Origin of the sequence: Microcystis sp. Msp_OC_L_20101000_S702 (genome assembly GCF_007095705.1) — a bacterium.
GTDB lineage: Bacteria > Cyanobacteriota > Cyanobacteriia > Cyanobacteriales > Microcystaceae > Microcystis > Microcystis ichthyoblabe_A.
Window position 1 is genome coordinate 1 of the sequence record NZ_SFBO01000093.1, and the last position, 25,329, is coordinate 25,329.

Below are 25,329 nucleotides of genomic sequence, written 5' to 3' on the forward strand. Positions count from 1 at the left end.
CCCCCGCCTTCGGCTTCCCCCCTTATCAAGGGGGATCCCCCCGCCTTCGGCTTCCCCCCTTATCAAGGGGGGCTAGGGGGGATCGAACCTAAAATCCATTTTTAATTTAATTATAACCAATAACTTAATCCTATACCTTGACCGATCGCCCTCCGCACCTTAAAACTTCTATACAATAGCCCCAATAAGTCCGATAACAACGATGACTGAAACCTTAATTCAACCTGCCACCCTAGTAGAACTCTTACGTTACCGCGCCACGGCACAACCAGAGGGCCATGCCTACACTTTTCTTATTGACGGCAAAAAAGAAACCCCACCTTTAACCTACAGTGAACTCGATCGCCAAGCAAGAGCAATCGCCGCCTATTTGCAAAAATACCAGGCCCAAGGAGAACGGGCCCTGTTACTCTATCCTCAAAGTTTAGAAGTAGTGGCCGCTTTTTGTGGTTGTCTCTACGCGGGAGTGATTGCCATTCCCGTCCCCCCACCGGAATCGGGACGACTTAAGCGCACTCTGCCCCGTTTACGCGCAATTGTCAAGGATGCTAATGCCACCTTTGCCTTAGTTACCGAAAGTATTCTGACTCTTATTGAAGGTGTAAACGAAGAATTCCCAGAATTAGACCAAATGAAATGGATTACTACCGAAAGCATTGATATTTCCTTGGCGGACCAATGGCAAGATCCCCAGGTGGATAAATCGGCGCTTGCCTATCTGCAATATACCTCCGGTTCGACTAATATCCCCAAAGGAGTGATGTTAAGTCATTTTAACCTGATGCACCATTGCGGTTACTTGCAAAAAGCTTGTGGTTACGAACCGGATAGCGTTACCCTCACTTGGATGCCCTATTTTCACGATTACGGGTTAGTCGAAGGTATCACCGTCCCCCTCTACAACGGTACACCCTGCTATCTCATGTCTCCCTTTGCTTTTATTAAGCGTCCGATGCAGTGGTTAAAAAATATTACTAAGTACAAAGTTACTCATAGTCAAGCGCCCAACTTCGCCTATGATCTTTGTACTCGCAGGATTAAAGCTGCCGATTTAGCGGAATTAGACCTGAGCAGTTGGCAGGCCGCGGGAAATGCCGCCGAACCGATTAATCCGAAGGTCATGGCCAAATTTGTCGATACTTTTGCAGATTATGGCTTTTCTTGGCAAACTTTCGCCCCTGCCTACGGATTAGCTGAATATACCCTCTTGATTTCCAATAAACCCAAGGGAACCACCCCAATTATCACCGCTTTGGATGCCACCGCCTACGAACGCGGTAAAATTGTCCCTGTAGGCTCCGATCAAACCACGGGAGTTAGATACGTCCCCAGTTGTGGTCGTCGCGTCTGTGATACCCGTATAGCTATGGTTAATCCCGATACTTTCACCCTTTGTGCAGCCGATGAAGTGGGCGAAATTTGGGCCAGTGACCCCAGTATGGCCGCTGGATATTGGCAACGGGAAGACGCAACCAAAGAGACTTTTCAAGCTTATCTTGCTGATACAGGAGAAGGGCCGTTTTTACGCACCGGAGATTTAGGTTTTCTTCTCGATGGGGAATTACATATCACGGGACGGATTAAGGATTTAATTATTGTCCGTGGCAGTAATCATTATCCCCAAGATTTAGAATGGTCAGTACAGCATCTTAATGAGGTTTTTCGTCCCGATTATGGCGCCGCTTTTTCTATTGAAGATAACGGGGAAGAACAGTTAGTTATTGTCCAGGAATTAGAACGTCGCAGCGGCGAATTAGATACGGCTGAATTAATTGCTGATATTCGTCAGGAAATCGCCGAAGAACACGAAATTATGACCCATGCCATTGTTTTGGCTAAATCGGGAACAATTCTCAAAACTGCCAGTGGCAAAATTCAACGCCGCGCTATTAAACAGAATTTTCTCAATGGTAATATTAGTATTATCGATGCTTGGTCAGAAAATCCTCAGTTAGTTAGTAAATTTGATCGCTCTAATTCTGCAACAGAAGCATAGTTTTTCGGGTGGGCATTGCTCACCCGATCGAGGATAACAGAGGCAGGGGGCAGGAGGCAGGGGTAGGGTTGATTCATAGTAGGGTTGATTCATAGTAGGGTTGATTCATGAATCAACCCTACCCGTTGGGGGCGTGGCGCCGCCCCAAACCCCGGAGCGCATTAGTTTTTCGGTGGGATGCTTACAGACGGCTGCTGATATATCTGTAATAATTTAAGAGTCACTCCACTTGCATTTGAACAGAACAAGTAAGGGCGAAGCATTCGGATAGGAAATCTACGGTTTCAGCGATAGGTTATCGCTCGAATGCTTCGCCCCTACGGGACCCTTGACTTGTGGGGAAAGGTAGAAATTAATAGGCAAATAATCCCGATATTAATAAAGACATCAGCCAGATTAAAAACAGGAAAATTAATCAATCTAAAATCGAGAAAATCCACCACATAACCAAACAAAAAGCGATCGATGCCATTGCCGAAAGCCCCTGCTAAAATAAAACCGTAGGCTAATTGTTCCCAACGGCTTAAATGCGGTCCAAAGTAAGCAAAAGCCATTAATCCCAAACTAACTAATAAGGATAGCCATTTGAGCCAACCAACACCGCCCCGAAAAGCACTAAAAGCCGCCCCGGTATTAATCACATAGGTTAAATGAAAAACCCCCGGAATAACCGGAAAAGTATCACCGATTTGCTCAAAACTCTGCACGGTTATATACTTAGTTACTTGGTCTAAACTTAGACCAAGCACCGCCACTATCCAAAACCAGCGATTTTTTTTTAACATTGGCTCTGGCATCAATAAAATAATAATTTACGGAAGAAAAAGGCAATAATTACCACCACACAAATTACTACTAATTGCCCTAAAAATGGCCAGACTGAATAATTCATAAATAGGGTGGGCAAACTATCGGGAAAGGTGATTTGACTGGCTTGGGGCTGAAAAATCGACAATCCCAGCATATATAATAAACCGCACAGATGAATCACTAACAAACCGGCAAAGGCACTTAAAGCCAGAGTTTCTATCTTAGCCCGCCAGCGAAAAGCCAGCCAACCACACAGCCATGCCCCCGGCATAAAGCCTAAAATATAGCCAAAACTGGCTTCTTTCAGATAACCCATTCCCCCACCCTGAGCAAACACCGGCAACCAAGTTAAACCGAGAAAAATATAGGCCACCTGGGCAAGAAGCCCGGCATTTTTGCCCCCCAGACAGCCCGTTAACAATACTGCCCCAATTTGGTAAGTTATGCCTAGTTTTTGCGAAGATAGACCCGCAGCCGACCAACTAGCTAGGCTTACTGGAACAAATGTACTAAAAATTGTCAGCAACAAGCCAATCAAGGCCCAGATTAACTCATTGGGAACCGATGCAGAAGTGCGCCGCGGCGGAGATTCTCGTCCTCGACGTGATTTAGGTTGTCTGTTGGGGTTGGTATTCACCGGGGATGGGGGCTTCTCCTCCTATTAAACTAAGATCAGCCAACATCGCCTGATCCTGTTGGGGCGGTTGTCCTAGGGTGGTCAAATAATGCCCAATCAGCATAGCATTAATTCCCGATTTTAGCCCCAGATTTTGCAATTCTCCCATCACTGCCTCTCGTCCCCCGGCATAACGGAGAATTTGTTGAGGTAAGATAAACCGGAAAATGGCGATCGCTTTTAGGGCAGTAAAAGGGTCCAGTTTGGGTAAATGACCTAAAGGGGTGCCACTTCTGGGGTTTAATAGGTTAATCGGCACTGATTCCACTTCTAATTCCGCCAGAGAAAAAGCTAAATCAATGCGATCGGTCCAACTTTCCCCCATACCGATAATTCCCCCCGTACAAGCCTGAATTCCCGCCGCTTTCAGGTTTTTAACCGTTTCTACCCGATCCTGCCAACTGTGGGTGGAGACCACGTTAGGATAAAAATTCTCGGAAGCTTCCAGATTGTGATTATAACGGGTAACTCCAGCTTCTTTTAAGGCCTGGGCTTGGGGGAGGGTTAACTCTCCTAGGGCGCAACAGGGTTTAATCTTGGCTGTTTCGATGATTTCTTGAACTGTGGCCAGTATTTCCTCGAATTCCTTGGATTTGGGGCTATTGTACTTTAATCCCCGGCCTTGACTAACTAAACAGAAGCGTTTGGCCCCCGCGTCGGCTGCCGCTTTCGCATGGCTGACGATTTCCTCGCGACTTTTTAAACCGTAGATAGGCGAATCTTGACCGGGATGGTGGACGGATTGGGAACAAAAACTGCAATTTTCCGAACAACTTCCCGATTTTATGTTGATAATGCTACATAAATCTACCGTATTACCACAACAGGCCTGACGAATGCGATCGGCAGCTTCACATAAGCTGAAAATATTTTCCTGACCTTCGATCGCAGTTAAAGCTAGGGCCTCTTGCTTACTGAGTCGATCGCCAGCGATAATCTGATTAGCCCTAGTCTGTAACCAGTTTTTTAAGGCTTCTCCCTCCATGGGGATAGATTGAGTAGCGGTGTGTGTAGAGACTTGTACCACGTCGTTTATGCTCTGACTAAGTTAGGCTCATCTTATCATTATTCAGTTACCTGGGAAAGATTAATAAAAAACTTTAGAAAAAAATGCCCTTTTGTGCTAGACTACCCGCAAAAGTTATCTTGTCTCCGATTTTATGAAAGTTATTCCGACGGAAATTCCTGATGTTTTAATTATTGAACCGCAAGTTTACGGAGACGATCGAGGTTTTTTCTTGGAGAGTTTTAATCAGAAAGATTTTCGAGAAAAAACTGGGGTTAATACCACTTTTGTCCAAGATAATCACTCTATGTCCTTAAAAAATGTCCTGCGAGGATTGCACTATCAAATCCCCAATCCCCAGGGTAAACTGGTGCGAGTGGTGAATGGTAGTGTTTTTGATGTGGCAGTGGATGCGCGTCAAAGTTCCCCCACTTTTGGGCAATGGGTAGGCTGTGTTTTAAGTGCGGAAAATAAACGGATTTTCTGGGTTCCCGAAGGTTTTGCCCATGGCTTTCTAGTTCTCTCCGATCGAGCAGAATTTCTCTACAAAACCACTAATTATTATTATCCAAAGTACGAAAAAACTATTTTATGGAATGATGCCGATTTAGGGATTGATTGGCCCCTAGAGACCCCCCCGATTCTCTCCCCTAAAGACCAAGCTGGACAACCCTTTAAATCCGTGGAAGTTTTCCCCTAAAGACGATGAAAAAAGTTTTACTAATTGGTGCTAAAGGTCAAGTGGGACAAGAGTTACAAGTAACTTTACCCCAGTTAGGTGAAGTTATTAGTATCGGTCGAGAAGAACTAGATTTAACTAACTCGGAAAAAATCAGCCAGTTAATTAGGGAAATTCACCCCGATTATCTGGTTAATGCCGCCGCTTATACGGCAGTGGATAAAGCCGAAACCGAACCAGATTTAGCCTATTCTATCAATGCTATAGCTCCAAAAATCATGGCGGAATCTGCCGAGAAAATTAAAGCTAAATTTCTCCATATTTCTACCGATTATGTCTTTGATGGTCGGAAAAATACCCCCTATCTAGAAACCGATCTAACTAATCCTTTAGGGGTTTATGGACAATCAAAGTTAAGGGGAGAAGAGGAGATTAAAACTGTTAATTCTCAGGCAATTATCCTCCGGACTGCTTGGGTTTACGGCAGTTATGGCAAAAGTAATTTTGTCAAAACTATGCTGAGATTAGGCAAGGAAAGAGAGGAGTTAAAAGTAGTTGTTGATCAGGTGGGAAGTCCCACTTGGGCAAAAGATATCGCCACGGCCATTACTCACCTTCTAATTAATGTCGATAATCCCCCAGGAATCTATAATTTTACTAATAGCGGTGTCGCCAGTTGGTTTGATTTAACTAAAGCGATTTTTGAGGAGGCAAAAATAAGCGGTATTCCCCTAAAAATTCAGAGAGTAATTCCCATTACTACTGCTGAATATCCTACCCCAGCAGTGCGTCCGGCCTATTCGGTTCTTTCCAGTCAAAAAATATCGCAACAATTAGGTTATATTCCTCCCTATTGGCGAGATTCCCTCAAAGCTATGCTCAACCAACTATTTAATCTTTAAAACTATGAAAGCACTAATTTTATCTGGTGGTAAAGGTACGAGGTTACGTCCCCTAACTTATACTGGGGCAAAACAGTTAGTTCCCGTGGCCAATAAACCGATTTTATGGTATGGAATCGAATCAATTGTGGCCGCAGGAATTACCGATATTGGCATTATTATCAGTCCCGAAACTGGGGAAGAAATTCGTCAGACCACGGGCAATGGTGAACAGTTTGGCGCTAAGATAACTTATATTCGCCAAGATCAACCGGCAGGATTAGCTCACGCGGTCAAAACTGCCCAATCTTTCCTAGGAGATTCCCCCTTTATTATGTACTTGGGTGATAACCTAATCGAGGATGATTTATCGCCCTTTTTAGACTCTTTTCACCAACAGTCCCTTGATGCTTTAATTCTGTTGCGAAAAGTCTCTAATCCTAGTGCTTTTGGGGTGGCAAAAGTAGATGAAACTGGCAAAGTTTTATACTTAGTCGAAAAACCCAAAGAACCCCCCTCAAATTTAGCTTTGGTGGGGATTTATTTTTTTGCCCCCACCATTCATCAAGCGATCGCATCTATTCAACCTTCGGGCCGGGGTGAGTTAGAAATTACCGACGCTATCCAAGAATTAATCAATCAAAATAAAGCAGTAGAAGCCAATAAACTACTGGGTTGGTGGTTAGATACGGGGAAAAAAGATGATTTATTAGAGGCCAATCGGATTATCCTCGATACCTGTCTAGAAATCGCTTTACAGGGAGAAATTGATGCTAATAGTCAGGTGATCGGACGGGTACAAATTGGTCAGGGTAGTAAAATTATTAATAGTACCATTCGCGGTCCTGTCATTATTGGAGAAAATTGTCACATTGAGAATTGTTTTATCGGTCCCTACAGCAGTATAGCTAATGGAGTAAAATTAATTGATGCCGACATAGAACACAGTGTAATTCTCAAAGATGCCACGATTATTGGCATTCATCAGCGCATAGTTGATAGTGTGATTGGACGACGGGCAAAATTAGAAATTGCTCCCCAACGTCCAAAAGCTTTACGCTTTATGATTGGGGATGATTCCCATGTGGAATTAGTGTAGTTATTGGGGATTAACTGCCCCTTTAATTAGGGTTTGCGGCAAAAAGTTTTTCCTGGGTGTAGGGTGTAGGATTTTACCGATTTTCAGGGAAAAAGTCCCGGAATTTTCACCCCAATCACTGCAATCGCTGGCACTTTTTGATGGGAAAAAAGTCTAAAAGCCTTATCCAACAAGGTTTTTAGATTTATTCAGCCAACCCTAACTATGTTATAATCAAGAGTCTGACCTATTTTACCGTTCTAGAACTATGACGCAACAGTATCGCATTACCCTACTACCCGGCGATGGCATCGGGCCGGAAATCCTCGCTGTCACCGTAGAGATACTGAAAGTCATCGGTAAAAAATTTGACCTCCAGTTTGACTTCCAAACCGCTTTAATTGGAGGGGCAGCCATTGATGAAACCGGCAGTCCCCTCCCCGAAGCAACCCTGAGCGCCTGTAAAAATAGTGATGCTGTTCTCCTGGCCGCTATTGGGGGTTATAAATGGGATAATTTGCCCCGGCAGCAAAGGCCGGAAACCGGATTATTAGGCTTAAGATCTGGTTTAGGTCTTTTTGCTAATTTACGTCCTGCCACCATTTTTCCGCAATTAATCGACGCTTCTAGTCTCAAACGGGAGATTATCGAGGGAGTGGATATCATGGTCGTCCGGGAATTGACCGGGGGTGTCTATTTCGGTCAACCGAAGGGGATTTTTGAGACGGAAACGGGAGAAAAATGCGGTGTAAATACCATGGTTTACTTGGAATCGGAGGTGGACCGCATCGCTAAGGTGGCCTTTGAAATTGCCCAAAAACGCGGCAAGAAACTCTGTTCCGTCGATAAAGCTAATGTTCTTGATGTTTCCCAACTCTGGCGCGACCGGATGACGAAAATCGCCGCTAATTATCCCGATGTGGAACTTTCCCATCTCTACGTCGATAACGCAGCCATGCAGTTAGTCCGGGCCCCCAAACAATTTGATACTATCGTCACGGGCAATTTATTCGGTGATATTCTCTCCGATGAAGCGGCCATGTTAACTGGTAGTATCGGAATGTTACCCTCCGCTAGTTTAGGGACTGCTGGGGTGGGAGTTTTTGAACCCGTCCACGGTTCGGCCCCGGATATCGCCGGCCAAGATAAAGCCAATCCGATCGCCCAGATTCTCAGCGCTGCTATGATGTTAAAATATGGGCTAAATCAGCCTTTAGCGGCAGTATCGCTGGAAAAAGCCGTAGAAAAAGTCTTAGACCTCGGTTATCGTACTGGAGATATTTTCTCAGAAGGTATGACCTTGGTGGGATGCCAAGCTATGGGCCAGTCCATCCTGAAAGTTTTAGAATCATAACAAAAGTGGCATAATTCGGAAATCGTCATATACCATTGATTTAATAAATACGTCAATTTAATCGTGGGGAGACGAGTGAGATGGTGGCCCTATCCGAGAAAACAGAACAACAGCGTGTCGATATGGAAATCCCAATTTTGTTAGATCCTACTGTCTTACGGGCAGCCAGACGCATTTATCGCATCTACTGTACCCTCAACAGCCGAGTTAGTAAACGTCCTTTCGGTGTCGCTATTAACCGCGACAATCATCGCGGCCAATTGATTTTTAACAATAAACCGATTCTACTCCCCGGGGAGTGTTTCGTCCCGATTAAGCAAATCGAATCGGAAGCCTATTAATTTTTGTGAAGATTTGCCCTAAATATCTTGCCAAACGTCAGCTAATACCCACTGACGTAATTTTTTTGTCTAATATAGGGTTTGCTGAATAAATCTAAAAACATTGTTCGATAAGACTTTTAGACCTTTTTGCAATCCAAAAGTACCGGCCATTGGAGTAATGGGGGGGAAATTTCCTGGACTTTTTCCCTGAAAATCGGTAAAACCCTACACCCCACACCCTACACCCCACACCCCACACCCAAGACAAACTTTTTGCCGCAAACCCTAATATAAAAAGATGTTCGGGAATAATCTTAACTCTACCCTAATCCAAGACCTCGATCGCCTAGAAAATCGTCTTCGGGAAATTCCCCTCGAACCGGGGGTGTACTTCCTGCGCGACCAAAATGGTGAAATTCTCTACATCGGTAAATCCAAAAAACTCCGGTCTAGAGTCCGTTCCTATTTTCGTCCCAGTCAACCCCTCAGTCCCCGCATTGCTTTAATGGTGCGACAGGTGACGGAAATTGAATTTATCGTCACCGACACGGAAGCAGAATCCTTGGCCCTGGAAGCTAATCTAATTAAACAACATCAGCCCCATTTTAATACTCTCCTCAAGGACGATAAAAAATATCCATACATTTGTATCACTTGGTCGGAAACCTACCCGCGCATTTTTATCACCCGCAAACGGAGCATAAATAACCAAAAAGACCGTTATTATGGTCCCTACGTCGATACTAGGCTGCTGCGCTACACTTTACACCTAATTAAACGCACTTTTCCCCTGCGTCAACGTCCCCAACCTCTTTTTAAAGACCGTCCCTGTTTAAATTATGATATCGGTCGTTGTCCGGGGGTTTGTCAAAAATTAATCAGTCCCCAAGATTATCGGGAAACCTTGCAGAAAGTGGCGATGATTTTTCAGGGAAGGACGGGGGAATTATTAGAGAAATTAGCAGCAAAGATGCTAGAAGCGTCGGAAAACCTAGATTTTGAAAAAGCGGCCACGATTAGGGATCAAATTCGCGGATTACAGGCTCTTAATACCGATCAAAAAGTCTCTTTATCTGATGATACCGTATCCCGGGACGCGATCGCTTTAGCTAAAGACGAGCAGCATTGTTGCATACAATTATTCCAAGTGCGTTCTGGTCGTTTGGTGGGACGTTTGGGATTTTTTGCCGATAGTCAGTCAGCAAACGAGGGAGAAATCCTGCAAAAAGTCCTAGAAGAACATTATTTATCGGTGGAAGGGGTGGAAATTCCCAGCGAAATCCTGTTACCCTGCGAATTACCGGAAGGTGAGGTGTTAGCGGGGTGGTTAAGGGAAAAAAAAGGTCGCAAAGTCGAGTTAACTGTCCCCCAACGGCAAAGTAAAGCGGATTTATTAGCTATGGTCGAGAAAAACGCTCTTTATGAGTTAGAAAAGACGAAAAGAAGCGCCGACCGGGATTTACAGTCTTTGCAAGATTTAGCGGTAATTCTCGATTTACCGGCACTGCCGCACCGCATCGAGGGTTATGATATTTCTCATATTCAGGGTTCTAATGCAGTCGCGTCGGGAGTGGTGTTTATCGATGGGGTGGCCGCTAATCAACATTATCGTCACTATAAAATCAAAAATCCCGAGGTTAAAATCGGCCATTCCGATGATTTTGCCAGTTTAGCAGAAGTAATTCGCCGGCGTTTCCGTCGTTATGCCGAAAATCCCGATAATATTGCCGAAAGTGATGATTTTCCCGATTTGGTTATGATTGATGGGGGAAAGGGACAATTATCGGCCGTGGTGACAGTTTTAGGGGAGATGAATTTATTAGAACAGGTAAAAGTTGTTAGTTTAGCTAAACAGAGAGAGGAGATTTTTTTACCGGGGGAATCCTCTCCTTTAGAGACGGATAAGGAACAACCCGGAGTGCAATTATTGCGTCGAGTCAGGGATGAAGCGCATCGCTTTGCTGTTAGCTTTCACCGACAACAAAGGATGCAAAAAAGTCGCCGTTCCCGTCTGGATGAGATACCGGGGTTAGGTTTTAAGCGACAAAAAGATTTATTAGCTCATTTTCATTCTCTGGATTATATTCGCGAAGCTTCCCTAGAACAATTGCAACAGGTGACAGGAATTGGGGAACAATTAGCTAAGGAAATTTATAATTATTTTCATCCTAGGTAGGGATAAGCTGTTGAAGAATATCTAAGGCTTGACGGGGGGTTATGATGAGAATATCTTCAATAACGCCTAGTTTTAGCAAATCCGATTTATCCCCACTCACCAGATAATCAGCTTTACCCGCAATCGCTGTGGCCAAAATGATATTATCATCTGGGTCGGGTGAATAAGACACAATAGGGAGGGATGTCACGCAGAGGGTAGAAGCGGTTATCCCTGCTAACATGGTTTGGGCTTCTTCTGGGGTGAAATAACGTTGCAATTTAGGATAAGCCATCACTCGCTGTAATTCTTCAAGTTGCGATGTCGAGGTCACTAGCTCAAACAGATTCACACGCCATGCTTGATAAAGAAGATAAGGCGGTGTGTTTTTGCGTAACAGTGCAGAAATTAGAATATTGGTATCAAGAACGAGACGCAGCACGAGTTTCTCGGATAGCCTCATTGATAGATTCTTCGATTTCTTCCTCGGAATAACGCAAGTTACGTTCTTGGACAGAATCCACGGTTTCTTCAAAGCTCGCTCTTTGTGCCGCTTCTTCAACGTATTGGGATAAGCTTCCCTTTTTTGCGCCTTTTTGTCCTAAAGCTGATTCGGTTAGTGACCAACGTACCATGATTTTTCTCCTTTAGCCCCTAAACGCATAAACATCATAACCCATTTCTAGCAACAATTAGAAAGAATAAATCTTAACCTCAGATAAGGTGCTTTACACCCAACTAAGAATAACCGTTGGGGTGGTTGGGTTTCGCTTTTTCAATCGAATTGAGCCATTTTCGACCCCGTATTGTTTCGCTTAACTCAACCTACGAGGCTAGTTTTAGCAAATCCGATTTATCCCCACTCACCAGATAATCGGCTCTCTTGGGTTTGGTGGGTAAAATGTATTCTAAGATACATTCTTCCTAGCGAGGGGGTGGAACGAACCACAAAGACACAAAGGACACAAAGACTGATCGATCGTATTGTAAGTTAAACTTATCACACAGAACCTAGAAGAGTCACTCGGTTTTAACTTCCGTATCGAGAATCGTCCCTTTGACGTTAGCATCTATAAAATTAGCCCCGTCAAGATTTGCCCTTTCAAGATTTGCCCCTTCAAGATTTGCCCCATCAAGATTTGCCCTTTCAAGATTTGCCCCTTCAAGATTTGCCTCGCCCAGATTAGCCCCGACCAGATTAGCCCCCACAAGATTAGCCCTTTCAAGATTCGCCCGTTGAAGATTTGCCTCTTCAAGATATGCCCCATCAAGATTTGCCCCATCAAGATATGCCCATTGAAGATTTGCCTCTGCAAGATATGCCCCATCAAGATTAGCCTCGCCCAGATTAGCCCCGTAAAGATTAGCCCTTCCAAGATTAGCCTCGTAAAGATTAGCCTCGTAAAGATTAGCCCCGACCATATTAGCCTGGTAAAGATTTGCCCCTGCAAGATTTGCCCCTGCAAGATTTGCCCCTGCAAGATTTGCCCCTGCAAGATTTGCCCCTGCAAGATTTGCCTCGACCAGATTTGCCCTGTAAAGATCTCGATTTATCAACAGACAGTTTTGTAAATCAAGAAAACTGAGGCAATCTAACACAAACATAGGCCCATAATTTATTCTTTGTCCCTGAAGACGGGCTAACCAATTGCCGAAAGCGTCAAGAGAAGGCCATTGAATGGAAGAAATTTCTTTGGTGACTCGCCCACAGGCATTAAATAGGGCTAATAAAGCTTCCTCGGCATTGCGTGCCTGTCGCATTTCCTCCTGAAAATTGGGGCGGTTTGTTAAATTCTCCATCGGCATTCCTTTGTCCAAAAGATATTTAATTAAATCACCCAGAGTTTTCTGCCACTGTTTCACTTCATCAGGGGACTGTAATTGCATTTGATTGAGAATAAAACTAAAAAGATATTCATCTATTGCCCTCGGTCCGCATAAAGTCGCCCAGGCGATTAAAGCTTGTCTGGGATCGTAGTCATTGTCATAATCATTTTCACTGTCTTGTAATTTCTTATGAATTTGCTTAACTCGGTCAACAATTCTGCGGGCAGTTAAATATTCACCAAAACTTTTATGGGTAAATTCAAAGGTTTTTTCGCTGCCTCGTAAATCGCCACTTTCTCGAAAATAAAAGGCTGTTAAAAGACGGGTAATACTCCCTTGGGAATCGCTTTGAAAACTATCTTGGAAATTTTTTAGGAGATTTTTTAAGCCATTATTTTCACAATGTTCTTCAATCTCTCTCACGGTGGTGGTTCTACCGTTACCATGCCAACAGGAAAGGGCAATTTCCATTAAAATTAGCACAAAATCTTTTTCTGTAATCCCTTCTATAGCCCGGTGGCCTGGACTATTTTTTTCATAACCTCGCTCATAGACTGCCTTGAGCAAATTTTCATAAATATTATTGAGGTTAGTTTCTTGGGAAAATTGAACCTCGCCTCGTTCAAAAGTGAGAGCAATAAGATAATTTAATAGCGGTTGAGCGGTAATTTCTTGTAAATTTTCCCCCGATAATTCCGGCGGTAATTGTGCATAGTTTTTCCCTTTAGCTTGCCCATACTGTTGCCACCATTGATCACGTTGATCGACCTTTAATAAGTTATCAACATCGCTAAAATCATCGCTTTTATCAACCAAATAGGGTAAAATGGTGATAATTTGCTGAGGTTTTTTAAAATTATTTTTATTGGATTGTACCACCACATCACGCCCGCTAATCAACACTTGTAAACGGGTTTTATTTTGATTAAAACTTTTGACCTGATCTCGTACTTCATTAATAAAATTTTGGGCGACTTCTTGGGCGAGTTTTCCCTGCATAGATAGCTCATCTAAGCCATCAAAGATAATTAGTAATTTTAAATCTTGATCGCTCGGTTCTAGGGGATTTTCTGGTAAAAAACCGTCATGTTGAACAAAAGTTTTAACTGCTGTTACTAAATCTGTGGAGAAACTCAAGCGATGCAAGGGAATATATAAAACTTGTTTTTCTAACCCAGCTTGTTGGGCAGCAAATACTTTACAAAAGGACGATTTTCCACTACCCGGCCCACTGGTCAATAAACGGATAGCATCATCGGATTTTGCCGCTTCTAACCATGTTTCTAACTGCTCTTGGAGCTTGATAACAATGCGTTTACATGATGGCTCTCGATGGTAATCTGTGTCTGTGGTGGCTTTGATTTCTTCTTCATAAAATCCCCGTAGAGGTACATAAATTTGCTTTAAACTAAAGGTTTCCCAAAAAATAGGTTCATCGATCTGTTTTTGCAACCAAGCTCGATAATGTAACCAGCCTCCTTCTCGTTTCCAAGCATTGTTAAAAGGAGTGTCGATTTCATCTAAAAGCAGACTGTATTCATCTCGTTTATCTTTCCATTGCTCCTGCAATGCTAAGACAAAATAAGCTGGTAAACGGTTACTTAGGCTCTGTGCTTCCTGGGAATTAGTGATTAAATTATTTGTTGTTAACCACCGTAAAAAAGCTGCTTGGATTGGTGCGACTATAGGTAATCTTTCGGGATGCTCAAAAAAATCTTGATCGAGAATTAATTCCTGCTCTTGTAAAGAGTCGGTAATCTGACTGTAAAGTTCTTTTAAAGGCAGCTTTTCAACTTCTTGGGGCAGTAAATCAGCATTACTTTTAAGTAATCCTTTCATCGCTTTCATTAGCGATTGACTTATTAATAAACCCGCTAATTCCCCCGGAGTCCGACTTAAACCAAGAGCATCTAAAACTTCTACTCCATTTTCGGCCAGATCATCCCACTGCAAAAATGCCCCGTTAAGAGCGGCTTTTCCCAGGGTACTAAAGAGACTTCTCAGATTGACTTTAACTTGTCGTTTCCAGATATTTTGGGGTTTGGAAACAGAAATTCCAGCAGCTGATTCGGACATAGAAAAAAGCGATCAATAAAGCTTATGTAGTCTATTATATAAGTAATAACAACCGTTGAGGTGGTTGGGTTGCGCTTTTTCAATCGAATTGAGCCATTTTCGACCCCGTATTGTTTCGCTCAACTCAACCTAGGAGGCCGAAAACCTAGACTAACGCGGAGTAATTTCACTCAACGCTTCTTGCAGCAGTTCATCACTTACACCATGACGCTTCAAACTAGCAACGAGAGCAGAAATTGTATCTCCCTCTAGACGCTCCAAATCCGCACGCAGCCCTTGTCCAATGTAAGCACGGATCAAAGGTTGATAACCTGAGAAACCAAGCAACGGTGCAACCCGCTTTAAATCTTCAATCACATCTTCGGGAATACGAATCGTGATTGTAGTCATAGGGCGATTTTTCTCCAGTCGTTTTTTTAATGCCTCAACTTTCATAATACTCACGTTCCTTGCGTGTGGCTTTGCGAGCCGAAATGATCCGAATGATGTCGTTTTCACGCTCAATATAGACGACGTACAGGAGATTCCACCGTCTATCTAACCCAATGATCGCATCTCGTGCCTCATCATTGCGACTTGCATCAACAACAACCAGCAGTGGATCGAAGAAGACTTCTGCTGCTTGCTGAAACGTAATACCGTCATGGTTGATCGGGTTAATCCTAGATTTCTCGTCATTCCAAACAAAAGTAATGCCACTGAGGACAAAATAGACATCCATACTTGTAGTATAGGCAGAATGTATTTACATTGTCAATACTTTATTAACACACCCTACGAGAGCAGCAATTATTATAGGTTGGGTTGACGCAAGGAAAAACACCCTACGAGGCTCTAGGCTTATTGACAGATAAAAATCAATTCAGGGTGATTTTATGCTAATCTGCAACTTACCGACTTATAATAAAAATGTTCTTGCCAAAGAAGTTGTAGCTAACTGCTTAACTGAATCTGCTAGGATGCTATTACAGAATAGAAGACTACATCTATTAATTGCTGAGGCAGAACTAAGTTTAACCGCTCCTTTTTTAACTACTTATATCGCTTTCAGGCAAAAAATTAGGCGTTTTCGGTTTACCATAGTCAAAGTGTGCTTTCTAGGCTAATGACTTTGACTAAAAACCCCGTGATCAGAAACCGTCGTTTTTCCCTACGCAATCTCTTTGAGACTTGCATGGCCCTATTGGTGTTATGCAATTATATTCTGGTTATTTTCGATTTAACCTATATTCCCCTGCGAGATTTTTGGTTACAGGGACGCTTGCAAATAACTTTATTAAGATTTAATGAACCAATAAAACTCGGTCCGATTTCCTTTCAAGAATTACAAATACCTCCCGATAAACCCCTAGAAATTCCCTTTGTTAAAGGAATTGCTAAGTATGATGTGGTGAAAGGGATTAAACCCTATCGCAGTACCAGCGAATATTTAGCTACGGTTGATAAACTTAATGAAATAATTAATCAAAAGGTCTTTAACCCAGAGTTTAATCTGCAAGAATATCGCCAAGAGATCGAGAAAATTTTAGCCAATTTACGCCAAAAAAGTGTCGATATGATCGATAATAATCCCTTTGCCTCGGCCGAGAAAACTGGGACTTTAGAGAAGATTAAAAATAAAATGCGCTTGCGGGTTTTTAAAACAGAAAATGTTTCCGCAAAAGCAGCCTTTCAGAAGTTTTGGACTTGGGATTATCTCAGTCAAAATGGCTGGGAAAAAGAGTTGAAATTTTTCAATCAAGAAATTCAACCTTTAATAGAAACTAATTATTTTCGTCCCCTGGGAGAAGATGGGAGACCGATAGATAACTTTGAGGCGATCGATTTTTTCTTTGGCACCATCTTTTTCTGGGAATTTATGATAAGAACTTGGTGGATTGCTCGCACTCATAAAGGTCTGCGTTGGCGCGAGGCTATGTTATGGCGATGGTATGATATTTTTCTGTTTGTTCCTATCTGGAGATGGCTGCGATTTATTCCTACCATTATTCGCCTAGATCAAGTTAAAATTATTAACTTAAGAGTAATTAAAGAGCAGGCAGTTAAAGGCTTAGTTGCGCTAATTTCTAAAGATATTACTGAGATAATATTCCTGAGAATTATTAATCAAATACAGGAATATATCCGACGGGGACAAGTGGAGAAATTTCTCGATCAATCCCTTAGTGGTGGATATAATAATCTCAATGATACTAATGAAGTTATCGAAATTTTTCGGTTAGTAGTTAATAGTACCGTTGATAAGGTTTTACCGCAAGTTAAACCGGAAGCAGAAGCTTTAATTAAATACAATATCGAGAAAATTCTCAGTCAAACTCCTGCGTATCAGAGCTTATTGCGATTACCCGGCATGAAAGGGTTAAAAACTGACTTGAGTAATCGTCTATCTAGTCAATTGTATCAATCCTTTGTTAATATAGCTGACAAGATTACCCAGGAAGACGAAGTTTTTGAGCGTTTATTACAGCAATTAGTCCAACGTTTCGGGCAATCTCTCGCCGGGGAATTACAATCCCGTCACAGTCTAGAAAGAATCGAGATGTTATTAATTATCTTCCTAGAAGAAGTGAAATTAAACTATGTACAAGAATTCTCGGATGAAGAATTAGAAACTATCCTCGAACAAACTCGCTTACTCCACTCTAAAAGTGCAGAAATTACCCCAAGAGAAACCATGGATCCTCGTCTTCTTCCCTAAAAATTAAGTAGCTGGTTATAATTAAATTTAAAATGGATTTTAGGTTCGATCCCCCCTGCCCCCCTTGATAAGGGGGGTGCCGATAGGCGGGGGGATCTCCCCTTAATAAGGGGGGCATCTGATAATTTTTAACGCCTACCTACTTAGCGATCATTGATTAGGTAATATCCCTTGATCTTTTGATCACTTTTCTAGTAAAATATCTGCTGAAACCCCCATTACTCAATTAACCTAATTATCTACTCCCATGTTAACAAAAATTATTCTCGGTTTACTTTGGTTAGGCTTCGGATTATACGCTTTTTTACTAGCACCACCCGATCAACCAGATACAATAAATTTAATTATCGATCTTTCCACTGGGAAATGGCAAAATATCAACCCGTTAATTATCGCTCTTTTTAACCTGATGGGAGTTTGGCCACTTATCTACACTAGCCTTTTAATTATCGATGGTCGTGACCAAAAAATCATCGCTTGGCCCTTTACTTTTGCCTCCTTTGCCGTGGGTGCTTTCGCTATTTTACCCTATCTAACTCTCCGTCAACCTAACAGCAATTTTACTGGTAAAAAAAATCTGGTCATTAAACTTTTAGACTCACCTTGGTTAGGAGTAATTGCCCTAATTACTGCGGCAATTTTAATCGCTTACGGATTAATTAACGGCAATTGGTCTGATTTTTGGTATCAGTGGCAAACTAGCCGTTTTATTCATGTTATGAGTTTAGATTTCTGTCTTTTAACCCTATTATGTCCAATTTTGCTGCAAGATGATCTAACCCGACGGGGATTAAAAAATCCTTTCCTGTTGCCGGTAATTTCCCTTTTGCCTCTAATCGGTCCGGCAATTTATTTAATTATTCGTCCTCGCTTAGGGGAGAATTAAGGGTAAATTGTCTTGAGCAAACTTAACTATTTCTTGACAAGAGAAGTTCATATTTAACAAAAATTATGCTGAGGTTCCCCTAAAATATGGGGAAAGAGATTAATGTCCAGATTAGAAGGAGTGTTTAACCTTGTTAGAGAGTCAAAAACCACCTCGGATTTACTGCTTTCAAGCTGATTATCTTGCCTCCCAACAATTTAACCCCCAAGAGATTCCCGCTTGGTTATCTTTAGAAGTAAACTGGCAGGGTTATAGAATTCATACCCTACCCTGGGTAGCAGACGTAGCTAGGGTATTAGGATTATTAGCGATCGAAGATACTCCCCAAGGGTGGCAAGATTATTTAGAAAGCTTGGGATTAGCCAAAATTAGGTTAATGGACAGCGAGGAGTTTTTTGAGGATAAATCTTTATCGGGATGTTAGAAATGCCCTATAATTGGCAATTTAGTGATGATTCTACCAGTCAATTTATGCCCTATAAACTACTCTTTGTCTGTTTAGGAAATATCTGTCGTTCTCCCGCTGCCGAGAATATCATGACTTATCTGATTGAACAAGAAGGATTAGGCAATAAAATCCTCTGTGATTCTGCGGGGACTGCCGGTTATCATATCGGTTCTCCTCCTGATTCTCGCATGAATACGGCCGCCAAAAAACGCGGTATTCTTCTGCAAGGGACAGCTAGACAATTTACCCGCGAAGATTTCGAGAATTTTGATCTAATCCTAGCCATGGATAAAGCCAATTATCAAGATATTTTATCCCTAGATCGGACAGGAAAATATCAAGAAAAGATCAAGTTAATGTGTGACTATGCTCGTTATCACCCAGAAAAAGAAGTTCCCGATCCCTACTACGGTGGTCGTGAAGGTTTTGACCGCGTAATCGAGCTACTTTTAGACTCCTGTGGCAGTCTTTTGGAGGAAGTAAAAAACAAAATTTAAGTTTTTTCTTTCAGCTAATCGATTAATCTATGTTCGAGGGAAAAACGAACCAATTCGGCGCGATTGTTAGTAGTTGTTTTTCTGAGTAAACTACTAACATATTTCTCGATCGTGCGAGAACTAAGATGCAGTTTTTGCCCAATTTCACTGTTAGAAAGTCCCCGGGCTAAATGTTCTAACACTTCCCGCTCGCGATTAGTTAACTTAAAATCGTCCTGTAAAGAAGAAGTTAAAACATCCCTAGTTTTGGGACTTTCTTCTGGTTTTAATTTCTGATATTGACGTTCACTTTGCACCATTTGCGATCGCTCTAAAAGATTGCGAATAACTGCTTTTAATTCCTCCATCTCAAAAGGTTTAGGAAGATAGATATCACAACCCACTTGATAACCGCGGATTCTTTCCTCCGTTGACCCTCTTTCGGTTAAAAAAATTACTGGTAATAACCTAAATTCTGGCTGTTGCCGCACCTTAGTCACCAAAGAATAACCGTCTAAACGCGGCATTTTGATATCCGATACCAAAAGATGGGGATGATAGGTATCCAATAAATTCAAAGCTTCCAAACCATTACTCGCCGCTACCACACTATAACCTGCTAATTCTAAATAGTCTTTGACTGCTAGGCGGATACCAGGGTCATCATCGGCAATTAGAATCAAAAGAGGCATAGAAATCAACAGGACAAGGTTTTTTCGTTATTAATAGCCTAGCACCCTCCGCTCGTCACAATTGTCCATCAAGCTACAGAGGCCGTTGTAACTGATATTATACTAGCAGTTAGCTATCAGCCTTTTCAGTAATCAGATGTGAGTTTTCAGCTTTTTTCTCCCCAACTCCGGCACTCCCCCACTCCCCCAACCCCTTTTTTACTTTTTACTTAAGATGACAGATTATTTAGTTTCCCTGACAATTTGGGCGGGTATTTACGCGATTTTTGCCCTCGGTTTAAATCTACAATGGGGATTTACTGGCTTAATTAACTTTGGTCACGTTGCTTTTGCCACTTTAGGGGCTTATGCAACGGTTTTATTAACTTTACAGGGTGTACCGATGATTTTTGCTGCCATTGTCGGGGCGCTCCTAGGGGCATTGTTGGGATTAGCCATCGGTTTTTCCACCCTGAGATTAAGAGCCGATTATCTAGCGATTGTCACCATCGGGGTGTCTGAGTTAATTCGTTTGCTGGTGCTTAACGAGGATTGGTTAACGAAAGGCAGTTTCGGACTACAACGTTATCCCCTACCTTTGGATATAAATCCCAGTTTTCCCGTCAAATTATTAATTATTGCCCTGTTTACCCTGCTTGCTATCTTTGCTCTCTGGCAATTGGGGCGCAATCTGCAACGACAATGGCGCGAAGCCGGGCAAATTAGCGGTAAAAGCTATCAACCGACGCAAAAGAGAGCTTTAATCTTTTGGGGGTTGTTAGGGGCGATAATCCTGCTTTTTCTGTATATAAACGGTGTAATTGCCTTGAATGATTATAATTACAAAGCCGGGCTGATGGTGGTAGTTTTAGTCCTCCTCGCTCTCGTTTATACTGGTTTAGAATTAGTTTTGCGATCGCCTTGGGGACGCATCCTCAAAGCGATTCGGGAAGATGAAGAAATTCCCCGGGCTTTAGGAAAAAATGTCTTTTGGTATAAGTTACAATCTTTGATGTTAGGCGGTGCGATTGCTGGTTTAGCCGGGGCTTTTTTAGCATGGCAATTAACCACTATTTACCCGACTAATTTTGAACCGTTATTGACTTTTAACGCTTGGATTATTATTATTCTCGGTGGCTCTGGTAGCAATGCCGGCACCTTACTAGGAGCAGTAATTTTCTGGGCTTACGATTCCCTGACTCGCTTTATTCTACCCCAATTAGATATTTTTAATGATAGCCAATTAGGGGCTTTACGGATTATGATTATCGGTCTGCTGCTCATGGTTTTAATGATCTGGCGACCCCAGGGTATCCTCGGCAAAAAAGAGGAGTTAACTTTGGGAAAATAATTTCAGTTATCAGTTATCAGTTATCAATTATCAGTTATCAGTTATTAGATTTGAATATTAAGTGAGCAGTATTAAATAGCAGTTTTCTAAGGACTTGAGCAAAATTAATTACACATTTAAATAATCCTATTGCCTATTGCCTGTCTCAACTAAGAAATTTATTTCCCACGACTACTTACTGTCTTTTCACTGATTACTGTTTAATGTTTACTGATAACTGATGTTTATCTGATCAATTATGTTACTTTCTGCCAAAGGATTATCGAAAAGTTTTGGAGGCATTCGCGCCGTCAATAATGCTTATTTGGACGTGCCGCAGGGCAGCATCACCGGGTTAATCGGTCCTAATGGAGCCGGCAAAACCACACTTTTTAACCTTTTATCTAATTTTATTCGCCCGGATAAAGGAGAAGTTTTTCTTGATGGTCAGCCGATTCATCAGCTGCCTCCCTATCAAATTGCCCTGAAAGGATGTGTGAGAACTTTTCAAGTCGCCAGGGTATTATCCCGATTAACGGTGTTAGAAAATATGCTCTTAGCTAGTCCGGGACAAACGGGAGAAAATTTTCTCAAAGTCTGGTTTCAGGGGGCAAAAATTCGCCAACAGGAACAGGAAAATCGTGCCAAAGCTTTGGACATATTAGATTCGATCGGTCTAGGGGAAAAAGCGCACGATTATGCGGGGGCTTTATCGGGAGGACAGCGTAAATTATTAGAGATTGGCCGAGCGCTAATGACCGAGCCAAAATTAATTTTATTAGATGAACCGGCCGCCGGAGTTAATCCCACTTTAATCGGTCAAATCAGCGACCATATTATCGAATGGAATCGTCAGGGAATTACCTTTTTAATTATCGAGCATAATATGGATGTGATTATGTCCCTTTGTCACCACGTTTGGGTATTAGCAGAAGGGACAAATTTAGCCGATGGCATTCCCAGCGAAATCCAAAAAAACGAGCGGGTTTTAAAGGCTTATTTAGGAGACTAAAGCTAATTTTTGCACCTGTTCAACAAAGTTAGCCAGAATTTTTAAGCCATTAGTGGAGGATTTTTCCGGGTGAAACTGCACCGCCACCAAACGCTCACGAGCGATCGCTGCCGTCACCGTTTGACTGCCGTGGGTGACGGTGGCGGCAGTTAGATGACTATCAAGGGGATCGACATAATAGGAATGGACAAAATAGACGTGAGGATGGGGGGGTAATCCCTGCCAAAGAGCATGATCCGGCTGGGTGAAGTCTAATTGATTCCAACCCATGTGGGGAATGGTAATGCCCGGTTCCGAGCGAAAACGGCGCACTGTCCCCGGAATAACCCCTAAACCCGCCTCTTGTCCTTCCTCCGATGAGTCAAAGAGAATTTGTAAACCGAGACAGATACCGAGAAAGGGTTTACCATTAGCGATCGCTGCTTTGATCGGTTTTTCGAGATGACGGCTGCGAATTTGCCGGACAGCAGGATCAAAAGAACCGACTCCGGGTAAGACAATAGCGTCAGCTTTTTCGAGATCGAGGGGAGAATCGGTAATTTTCGGCACTGCACCCACGGTTTCCAGTCCTTTACAGGCAGAGTGCAGATTTCCCATGTCATAATCGATGACAGCTATTAAGGTCATTGCTATATACTGATCAGGCGATGACCTTATTTTAGAGCAATCACGCCGCTAAATTAGGTCTTGACTCAAAAAGCAATTAAGGTCATTGTTATATACTGATCATCCGAAAGTTTCTAAAGCCATAGCCTCTCCGTTTTCTTAGTTGAAGTTGCCAACGAAAGCCAAACACCAGAGCCTATTTACTAGGAGAGCGGGAAGCAGAGAGAAAAAATCCCTAACCGAGCAGTGTTGACGGACCCGCCATCACCCCGGCAATTTGTCGGTCTAACTGTTCTAAATTTTCCGCCGGTTCAAGGCAGCATAACCCTTGACAAATTAACCCAAATGTGCTAGGGGGTAAACTGTCATCGACTCGATACACCGCAGTGGGCAAATAGCGACCTAACAGAGGCTCGATCGAGCTTTCCGGGGCGCGCAGACAGAAACCGTGACGATAGTGATCGAGAGCAACAAATAAACTGGGGCAAGCGGTGGGGGACTGTTCTAGGATGGTACTAAAAGATTGCAAGGCCTTTTCGGCCCGATCGAGATATTCTAGATTTTCCGTCAATCGCGACAGACGAACTAAATTAGCGATCGCAATTCCGTTGGCTGAAGGGGTGGCATTATCCGTATAACCCCGTTCCCGCACGATCAGATCGAGACTATGATCGGAAGCAGTATTAAAATATCCCCCCTCATCCTCGGCCCAAAACCAGCGATCGAATTCCCCCTGTAGATCGATAGCCGCCTCTAACCAGCCAGTTTCTTGGGGTTTAGCGGTTTGCAGGTCCAGCAAAGCCTTAATAAAATAGGCAAAATCCTCCGATTGGGCTAAAACCGAGGCTTGACCCTGATAATTCAAGCGCTGAAAACGTCCATCTAACCATTGATGCTTGAGAATAAACTCGGCCGCTTGAGTAGCCATTTGCCAGTACAAAGGTTCGCTAAAGACGGCAAAGGCCCGGGCTAAACCGGAAATCATCAAACTATTCCAAGCGACAATCATTTTCGTATCCGTTACCGCCGGAATCCGTCCCGGCCAAGAGACGGTTTTCGCCTCTTGATTGTCTCTGGCCGGGGGAAAAAGAGCTAATTGGGCTTGAGAACTGCCATAACGCCGAATAAATAACTTATCGAGCAGATTTTCTATCTCCTTCCCTAATTCTCCCCCTTGCCGACGTTGCAGGACATTACGACCCTCAAAATTCCCCTCGGCAGTGACGGTAAAATTAGCCTGCAGCAGCCCCAATTCCTCGGTCGAGAGATAATCCCTTAACGACCGATCCGACCAGACATAAAAGGCCCCTTCCTCCGGTTCCCCATCCGTGGCCTTCTCAAAACTATCGGCATCTTGGGCCGCATAAAAATAACCTTCTGGGGCGGTCATTTCCCGTTTTAGCCAGTTAACCGTGCCTTTAATCCCTCTCTCAAAGGCCGCCTCTCGATTACCCGCACTCCACAAATTGGCTAAATATTCGACAATTTGCCCGTTATCGTAGAGCATTTTTTCAAAATGGGGAACTGTCCACGTCGAATCCACCGTATAACGATGGAATCCTCCCCCCACATGGTCATAGATTCCCCCCAGGGCCAGATCTTCCCCCCGTTGATAGGCCGCTTGCCAGAGGGAGTCCTCAAAATCGTCCCCAAAGCGACTGCCCTGCAAAGCCAGATGAGAATATGGAATCATCGGAAAACTGGGCCGACCGTAGTTATTGGGATTAACCTGAATCACCGCTGTATTTGTCTCGATTCCTGTGGCTAAAAGGGAAGGATCGGCTAAATTGGTCTCTGCTCGCGGTAAAATAGCCGATTGACGCAGTGCGCCCAGCATTTCGGCCGTGAATTTGCTTAATTTCTCCTTTTCCTCGTCATAATAACGACGTACCGATTGCAACACTTGCAGAAAACCGGGCCGGTTAAAACGCGGTTGCACGGGAAAATAGGTGCCACCATAGAAGGGAATTAAACTATCGGGTGTTAGGAAGACATTCAGCGGCCAACCCCCTTGACCGACCATCATCTGCAATGCTTGCATATAGATACTATCGATGTCCGGTCTTTCCTCGCGATCAACTTTGATCGGCAAAAAATACTGATTGAGATAATCGGCAATGGCTCGATCGGAAAAAGCTTCTCCTTCCATAACCGTACACCAATGACAGCTAGAATAACCGATCGAGAGAAAGATCGGTTTATCTTCTCTCCTGGCAATTTCTAGGGCGCTGTCACACCAATACCACCAATCGATCGGGTTTTCGGCGTGTTTTCGCAGGTAAAGACTTTCAGATTCAGCCAGATGATTAGCCATGGGAAAAGGGGTATTTTTGCTCTTGCT

At 43.0% G+C, this 25,329-nt stretch carries 24 protein-coding genes; 13 read left to right on the forward strand and 11 right to left on the reverse strand.

The window, feature by feature from the left end; all coding sequences use genetic code 11:
* The first annotated feature begins 202 nt into the window (after nt 1-202).
* Nucleotides 203-1,996 carry a fatty acyl-AMP ligase gene (locus EWV60_RS10160; protein WP_287232163.1) on the forward strand — a complete coding sequence of 598 codons (1,794 nt, stop codon included), beginning with the start codon at nt 203-205 and terminating at the stop codon, nt 1,994-1,996.
* Nucleotides 1,997-2,313: 317 nt separating this feature from the next.
* Here EWV60_RS10160 and lspA read toward each other — a convergent pair whose 3' ends face one another.
* The 3 genes from lspA to bioB are packed head-to-tail and all read right to left on the reverse strand — an operon-like array spanning nt 2,314 to nt 4,509.
* Nucleotides 2,314-2,781, reverse strand: a complete 468-nt coding sequence (lspA, locus tag EWV60_RS10165) for a signal peptidase II (protein ID WP_024968658.1) — start codon at nt 2,779-2,781, stop codon at nt 2,314-2,316.
* An 11-nt stretch (nt 2,782-2,792) separates the two neighbouring features.
* Complete coding sequence (locus tag EWV60_RS10170; RefSeq protein ID WP_103111903.1) at nt 2,793-3,443, reverse strand: biotin transporter BioY; 651 nt, start codon at nt 3,441-3,443, stop codon at nt 2,793-2,795.
* On the reverse strand, nt 3,415-4,509 hold the full coding sequence (gene bioB, locus EWV60_RS10175) for a biotin synthase BioB (RefSeq protein ID WP_042790378.1): 1,095 nt from the start codon (nt 4,507-4,509) through the stop codon (nt 3,415-3,417). The genes EWV60_RS10170 and bioB overlap by 29 nt, the downstream gene beginning before the upstream one ends.
* A gap of 133 nt (nt 4,510-4,642) precedes the next feature.
* Between bioB and rfbC the strand changes: the two genes are divergently transcribed.
* From rfbC to uvrC, 6 genes are all read left to right on the forward strand, one after another.
* Complete coding sequence (gene rfbC / locus EWV60_RS10180; RefSeq protein WP_002732824.1) at nt 4,643-5,188, forward strand: dTDP-4-dehydrorhamnose 3,5-epimerase; 546 nt, start codon at nt 4,643-4,645, stop codon at nt 5,186-5,188.
* 5 nt (nt 5,189-5,193) lie between these two features.
* Nucleotides 5,194-6,069 (forward strand): dTDP-4-dehydrorhamnose reductase, encoded by an 876-nt coding sequence (gene rfbD, locus EWV60_RS10185; RefSeq protein ID WP_287232168.1) that lies wholly within the window; start codon nt 5,194-5,196, stop codon nt 6,067-6,069.
* A 4-nt stretch (nt 6,070-6,073) separates the two neighbouring features.
* On the forward strand, nt 6,074-7,147 hold the full coding sequence (locus tag EWV60_RS10190; protein WP_002776234.1) for a glucose-1-phosphate thymidylyltransferase: 1,074 nt from the start codon (nt 6,074-6,076) through the stop codon (nt 7,145-7,147).
* A 247-nt stretch (nt 7,148-7,394) separates the two neighbouring features.
* Nucleotides 7,395-8,480 (forward strand): 3-isopropylmalate dehydrogenase, encoded by a 1,086-nt coding sequence (leuB, locus tag EWV60_RS10195; RefSeq protein WP_287232170.1) that lies wholly within the window; start codon nt 7,395-7,397, stop codon nt 8,478-8,480.
* 80 nt (nt 8,481-8,560) lie between these two features.
* Nucleotides 8,561-8,821 carry a hypothetical protein gene (locus EWV60_RS10200; protein WP_002734814.1) on the forward strand — a complete coding sequence of 87 codons (261 nt, stop codon included), beginning with the start codon at nt 8,561-8,563 and terminating at the stop codon, nt 8,819-8,821.
* Nucleotides 8,822-9,101: 280 nt separating this feature from the next.
* Entirely contained in the window at nt 9,102-10,979 is a 1,878-nt protein-coding gene (uvrC, locus tag EWV60_RS10205; RefSeq protein WP_287232172.1) for an excinuclease ABC subunit UvrC, read from the forward strand.
* Here uvrC and EWV60_RS10210 read toward each other — a convergent pair.
* The 5 genes from EWV60_RS10210 to EWV60_RS10230 all read right to left on the reverse strand — a co-directional run bounded on the left by EWV60_RS10210 (nt 10,972) and on the right by EWV60_RS10230 (nt 15,582).
* Nucleotides 10,972-11,400: a putative toxin-antitoxin system toxin component, PIN family gene (locus EWV60_RS10210; RefSeq protein ID WP_223210666.1), complete on the reverse strand. Its 429-nt coding sequence runs from the start codon at nt 11,398-11,400 to the stop codon at nt 10,972-10,974. The two genes, uvrC and EWV60_RS10210, sit on opposite strands and share 8 nt — an antisense overlap.
* A complete protein-coding gene (locus EWV60_RS10215; RefSeq protein ID WP_016516995.1) occupies nt 11,381-11,593 on the reverse strand; it encodes a ribbon-helix-helix domain-containing protein in 213 nt (70 codons plus the stop codon). The genes EWV60_RS10210 and EWV60_RS10215 overlap by 20 nt, the downstream gene beginning before the upstream one ends.
* Before the next feature lie 385 nt (nt 11,594-11,978).
* Entirely contained in the window at nt 11,979-14,861 is a 2,883-nt protein-coding gene (locus EWV60_RS10220) for a pentapeptide repeat-containing protein (protein WP_287232176.1), read from the reverse strand.
* Between the two features lie 150 nt (nt 14,862-15,011).
* Complete coding sequence (locus EWV60_RS10225; protein WP_149989904.1) at nt 15,012-15,296, reverse strand: hypothetical protein; 285 nt, start codon at nt 15,294-15,296, stop codon at nt 15,012-15,014.
* Nucleotides 15,286-15,582 carry a BrnT family toxin gene (locus tag EWV60_RS10230; protein ID WP_002784536.1) on the reverse strand — a complete coding sequence of 99 codons (297 nt, stop codon included), beginning with the start codon at nt 15,580-15,582 and terminating at the stop codon, nt 15,286-15,288. The genes EWV60_RS10225 and EWV60_RS10230 overlap by 11 nt, the downstream gene beginning before the upstream one ends.
* Before the next feature lie 384 nt (nt 15,583-15,966).
* Between EWV60_RS10230 and EWV60_RS10235 the strand changes: the two genes are divergently transcribed.
* The 4 genes from EWV60_RS10235 to EWV60_RS10250 all read left to right on the forward strand — a co-directional run bounded on the left by EWV60_RS10235 (nt 15,967) and on the right by EWV60_RS10250 (nt 19,390).
* Nucleotides 15,967-17,559, forward strand: coding sequence for a hypothetical protein (locus EWV60_RS10235; RefSeq protein ID WP_287232179.1), 1,593 nt, complete (start codon nt 15,967-15,969; stop codon nt 17,557-17,559).
* Between the two features lie 247 nt (nt 17,560-17,806).
* Entirely contained in the window at nt 17,807-18,445 is a 639-nt protein-coding gene (locus EWV60_RS10240) for a DUF2834 domain-containing protein (RefSeq protein ID WP_287232181.1), read from the forward strand.
* 130 nt (nt 18,446-18,575) lie between these two features.
* On the forward strand, nt 18,576-18,869 hold the full coding sequence (locus EWV60_RS10245) for a hypothetical protein (protein ID WP_002733401.1): 294 nt from the start codon (nt 18,576-18,578) through the stop codon (nt 18,867-18,869).
* Nucleotides 18,870-18,871: 2 nt separating this feature from the next.
* Nucleotides 18,872-19,390 carry a low molecular weight protein-tyrosine-phosphatase gene (locus EWV60_RS10250; protein WP_002752385.1) on the forward strand — a complete coding sequence of 173 codons (519 nt, stop codon included), beginning with the start codon at nt 18,872-18,874 and terminating at the stop codon, nt 19,388-19,390.
* 14 nt (nt 19,391-19,404) lie between these two features.
* On the opposite strand, the gene EWV60_RS10255 is transcribed toward EWV60_RS10250, so the two are convergent.
* Nucleotides 19,405-20,061 (reverse strand): response regulator transcription factor, encoded by a 657-nt coding sequence (locus EWV60_RS10255; RefSeq protein WP_002742402.1) that lies wholly within the window; start codon nt 20,059-20,061, stop codon nt 19,405-19,407.
* A 214-nt stretch (nt 20,062-20,275) separates the two neighbouring features.
* On the opposite strand from EWV60_RS10255, the gene EWV60_RS10260 reads away from it, so the two are divergent.
* Together EWV60_RS10260 and EWV60_RS10265 are read left to right on the forward strand one after the other, a co-directional pair.
* Nucleotides 20,276-21,391, forward strand: a complete 1,116-nt coding sequence (locus EWV60_RS10260) for a branched-chain amino acid ABC transporter permease (protein ID WP_287232183.1) — start codon at nt 20,276-20,278, stop codon at nt 21,389-21,391.
* A 238-nt stretch (nt 21,392-21,629) separates the two neighbouring features.
* Nucleotides 21,630-22,382, forward strand: a complete 753-nt coding sequence (locus EWV60_RS10265) for an ABC transporter ATP-binding protein (RefSeq protein ID WP_002731723.1) — start codon at nt 21,630-21,632, stop codon at nt 22,380-22,382.
* On the opposite strand, the gene hisH is transcribed toward EWV60_RS10265, so the two are convergent.
* A complete protein-coding gene (gene hisH / locus EWV60_RS10270; RefSeq protein ID WP_002752387.1) occupies nt 22,371-23,009 on the reverse strand; it encodes an imidazole glycerol phosphate synthase subunit HisH in 639 nt (212 codons plus the stop codon). The two genes, EWV60_RS10265 and hisH, sit on opposite strands and share 12 nt — an antisense overlap.
* Nucleotides 23,010-23,223: 214 nt before the next feature.
* Entirely contained in the window at nt 23,224-25,302 is a 2,079-nt protein-coding gene (locus tag EWV60_RS10275; RefSeq protein ID WP_287232186.1) for a thioredoxin domain-containing protein, read from the reverse strand.
* Between the last annotated feature and the right edge of the window lie 27 nt (nt 25,303-25,329).

Bases quoted from the DNA above. Each gene is read 5' to 3' on its own strand.
- EWV60_RS10160 (WP_287232163.1), top strand. From the start codon at position 203: ATGACTGAAACCTTAATTCAACCTGCCACCCTAGTAGAACTCTTACGT.
- lspA (WP_024968658.1), bottom strand. From the start codon at position 2,781: ATGTTAAAAAAAAATCGCTGGTTTTGGATAGTGGCGGTGCTTGGTCTA.
- rfbC (WP_002732824.1), top strand. From the start codon at position 4,643: ATGAAAGTTATTCCGACGGAAATTCCTGATGTTTTAATTATTGAACCG.
- rfbD (WP_287232168.1), top strand. From the start codon at position 5,194: ATGAAAAAAGTTTTACTAATTGGTGCTAAAGGTCAAGTGGGACAAGAG.
- EWV60_RS10190 (WP_002776234.1), top strand. From the start codon at position 6,074: ATGAAAGCACTAATTTTATCTGGTGGTAAAGGTACGAGGTTACGTCCC.
- leuB (WP_287232170.1), top strand. From the start codon at position 7,395: ATGACGCAACAGTATCGCATTACCCTACTACCCGGCGATGGCATCGGG.
- EWV60_RS10200 (WP_002734814.1), top strand. From the start codon at position 8,561: ATGGTGGCCCTATCCGAGAAAACAGAACAACAGCGTGTCGATATGGAA.
- uvrC (WP_287232172.1), top strand. From the start codon at position 9,102: ATGTTCGGGAATAATCTTAACTCTACCCTAATCCAAGACCTCGATCGC.
- EWV60_RS10215 (WP_016516995.1), bottom strand. From the start codon at position 11,593: ATGGTACGTTGGTCACTAACCGAATCAGCTTTAGGACAAAAAGGCGCA.
- EWV60_RS10220 (WP_287232176.1), bottom strand. From the start codon at position 14,861: ATGTCCGAATCAGCTGCTGGAATTTCTGTTTCCAAACCCCAAAATATC.
- EWV60_RS10225 (WP_149989904.1), bottom strand. From the start codon at position 15,296: ATGAAAGTTGAGGCATTAAAAAAACGACTGGAGAAAAATCGCCCTATG.
- EWV60_RS10230 (WP_002784536.1), bottom strand. From the start codon at position 15,582: ATGGATGTCTATTTTGTCCTCAGTGGCATTACTTTTGTTTGGAATGAC.
- EWV60_RS10235 (WP_287232179.1), top strand. From the start codon at position 15,967: ATGACTTTGACTAAAAACCCCGTGATCAGAAACCGTCGTTTTTCCCTA.
- EWV60_RS10240 (WP_287232181.1), top strand. From the start codon at position 17,807: ATGTTAACAAAAATTATTCTCGGTTTACTTTGGTTAGGCTTCGGATTA.
- EWV60_RS10250 (WP_002752385.1), top strand. From the start codon at position 18,872: ATGCCCTATAATTGGCAATTTAGTGATGATTCTACCAGTCAATTTATG.
- EWV60_RS10255 (WP_002742402.1), bottom strand. From the start codon at position 20,061: ATGCCTCTTTTGATTCTAATTGCCGATGATGACCCTGGTATCCGCCTA.
- EWV60_RS10260 (WP_287232183.1), top strand. From the start codon at position 20,276: ATGACAGATTATTTAGTTTCCCTGACAATTTGGGCGGGTATTTACGCG.
- EWV60_RS10265 (WP_002731723.1), top strand. From the start codon at position 21,630: ATGTTACTTTCTGCCAAAGGATTATCGAAAAGTTTTGGAGGCATTCGC.
- hisH (WP_002752387.1), bottom strand. From the start codon at position 23,009: ATGACCTTAATAGCTGTCATCGATTATGACATGGGAAATCTGCACTCT.
- EWV60_RS10275 (WP_287232186.1), bottom strand. From the start codon at position 25,302: ATGGCTAATCATCTGGCTGAATCTGAAAGTCTTTACCTGCGAAAACAC.